The organism is Bradyrhizobium sp. JYMT SZCCT0428 (genome assembly GCF_018131075.1).
Classification (GTDB): Bacteria; Pseudomonadota; Alphaproteobacteria; order Rhizobiales; family Xanthobacteraceae; genus Bradyrhizobium.
On record NZ_JAFCLS010000149.1, the window covers coordinates 1 to 2,457 of the forward strand.

The 2,457-nt window shown below is 65.0% G+C and carries 2 protein-coding genes; both read left to right on the plus strand.

The window, feature by feature from the left end:
• Window positions 1–1,987, plus strand: a 1,987-nt coding sequence (locus JQ575_RS44040) for a hybrid sensor histidine kinase/response regulator (RefSeq protein WP_212039382.1), incomplete at its 5' end; no start/stop codon positions are given.
• Window positions 1,988–2,005: 18 nt separating this feature from the next.
• A partial coding sequence (locus JQ575_RS44045; protein ID WP_212039383.1) for a chemotaxis protein CheW occupies window positions 2,006–2,457 on the plus strand: 452 nt, incomplete at its 3' end.

Here is a 2,457-nt window from a genome sequence, read left to right on the forward strand (position 1 = left end):
CTCCGAGCTGGTGCTGACCCGCAACCAGCTGCTGGAGATCTCCCGCCGCAACGAGGACACCGAGTTCAAGGTGCCGCTGCAGCGGCTCTCCAACGTCACCGCCGAACTGCAGGAAGGCGTCATGAAGACGCGGATGCAGCCGATCGGCAATGCCTGGCAGAAGCTGCCAAGGATCGTCCGCGACCTTTCCGGCGAACTCGGCAAGCAGATCGAACTGGAGATGCACGGCGCCGACACCGAACTTGATCGTCAAGTTCTCGACCTGATCAAGGACCCGCTCACCCATATGGTGCGCAACTCCGCCGATCATGGCCTCGAGACCCCGGCCGAGCGGGCGGCCTCCGGCAAGCCCGAGCAGGGCACCATTCGCCTCTCCGCCTATCACGAGGGCGGCCACATCATCATCTGCATCGCCGACAATGGCCGCGGGCTGAACACCGAGCGGATCAAGGCCAAGGCACTGCAGAACGGGCTCGTCTCCGAGGCTGAACTGGAGAAGATGACCGAAGCCCAGATCCACAAGTTCATCTTCGCGCCGGGCTTCTCCACCGCCGCCACCGTCACCTCGGTCTCCGGCCGCGGCGTCGGCATGGACGTGGTGCGCACCAATATCGACCAGATCGGCGGCACCATCGACATCAAGTCGGTGGCCGGCGAGGGGTCAAGCGTCACCATCAAGATCCCGCTGACGCTCGCCATCGTCTCGGCCCTGATCGTGGAAGCCGGCGGCGACCGCTTTGCGATACCGCAATTGTCTGTGGTCGAGCTGGTCCGCGCCCGCGCCAACTCCGAACACCGCATCGAGCGCATCAAGGACACCGCTGTGCTCAGACTGCGCAACAAGCTGCTGCCGCTGATGCACCTGAAGAAGCTTCTGAAGATCGACGACGGCTCTTCGTCAGACCCCGAGAACGGCTTTATCGTGGTGACCCAAGTCGGCAGCCAGACCTTCGGCATCGTGGTCGACGGCGTGTTCCACACCGAAGAAATCGTGGTCAAGCCGATGTCCACCAAACTGCGTCACATCGACATGTTCTCCGGCAACACCATCCTGGGCGATGGCGCGGTGATCATGATCATCGACCCCAACGGCTTTGCCAAGGCGCTCGGCGCCGCCGGCTCCTCCGCCCAGGGGATGGCGGACGAGAACGCGGCGGCGCATGCCAACACCGGCGAACAGCTGACCTCGCTGCTGGTGTTCCGCGCCGGCTCGACCCAGCCCAAGGCGGTGCCGCTCGGCCTCGTCACCCGGCTGGAAGAGATCGCCACCGACAAGATCGAACTCTCTAACGGCCGCTACATGGTGCAGTACCGCGAGCAGCTGATGCCGCTGGTGCAGATGAACGGGGTCAACGTCCAGACTTCGGGCGCCCAGCCGATCCTGGTGTTCGCCGACGACGGCCGCTCGATGGGGCTCGTCGTCGACGAGATCATCGACATCGTCGAGGAGCGGCTGCACATCGAGGTCGCCGGTTCCAGTGAAGGCATTCTGGGTTCGGCCGTGATCAAGGGCCAGGCCACCGAAGTGATCGACGTCGGCCATTTCTTGCCGATGGCGTTTGCCGACTGGTTCTCCCGCAAGGAGATGCGCCCCTCGGTATCCGCGCAATCGGTGCTCTTGGTCGACGACTCAGCCTTCTTCCGCAACATGCTGGCGCCGGTACTCAAAGCCGCCGGTTACCGGGTGCGGGTCGCCCCCAATGCGCAGGAAGGCCTCACCGCGCTGCGCTCGGGCCAGACTTTTGATGTGGTGCTGACCGACATCGAGATGCCCGACATGAACGGGTTCGAGTTTGCCGAGACGATCCGGGCCGACCAGCACTTAAGCGCGATGCCGATCATCGCGCTGTCCTCGATGGTCTCTCCGGCGGCGATCGAGCGCGGCCGGCAGGCCGGCTTCCACGATTACGTCGCCAAGTTCGACCGTCCCGGCCTGATCGCGGCGCTGAAGGAACAGACCGCCGGCGAGACCCGGCGCGCGGCATAGAGCTAAGGGCAAGACATCATGACAACCAAGACCGACACCATCGAGGGCACCGTGGTCGAATACGTCACCGCCGTGATCGGCGGGCAGCTGTTCGGCCTGCCGATCTCCCGCGTCCAGGACGTGTTCATGCCGGAGCGGCTGACCCGCGTTCCCTTGTCCTCGGCCGAGATCGCCGGCGTGCTCAATCTGCGCGGCCGCATCGTCACGGTCGTCGACATGCGCGCCCGGCTCGGGCTACCCCGGAACGACGACGGCAAGCCGCCGATGGCGGTTGGCGTCGACCTGCGCGGCGAGTCCTACGGCCTCTTGATCGACCAGATCGGCGAGGTGCTAAGGCTGCCCGACGACAGCCGCGAGGAAAACCCCGTCAATCTCGATCCCCGCATGGCCAAGCTCGCCGGCGGCGTCCACCGCCTCGACGGCCAGCTCATGGTCGTCCTCGATGTCGATCGCGTCCTCGAAATCGTGCC